Here is a 231-nt window from a genome sequence, read left to right on the forward strand (position 1 = left end):
GCGTTGCGCGGACGAAAAAAAACTCCATGTGCGTCATGCGCACATGGAGTTTTTTATGGGCGGAGGCGGGGCGTCAGCTGATGTAGTTAAACAGCGACAGGCCGCTCATGGTCGTGAACGCTTTCTGCGCCGCCGTCAGCGTGGTCTGCTGCTGGGTGAACAGCGATATCGCCGCCACCGTGTCGACGTCCTGCAACACCGACAGCGTGGTCGCGTATTGCAGGCCCAGGT

Annotated in this window: 1 pseudogene; it reads right to left on the reverse strand. The window is 60.2% G+C overall.

Annotated elements, in window-relative coordinates:
• Window positions 1–73: 73 nt before the first annotated feature.
• Window positions 74–231: pseudogene (locus ACEN88_RS36435) on the reverse strand (flagellar hook-associated protein 3); the annotation flags it as partial.

Origin of the sequence: Massilia sp. CT11-108 (assembly GCF_047302915.1) — a bacterium.
Taxonomy (GTDB): Bacteria; Pseudomonadota; Gammaproteobacteria; order Burkholderiales; family Burkholderiaceae_D; genus Telluria; species Telluria orientalis.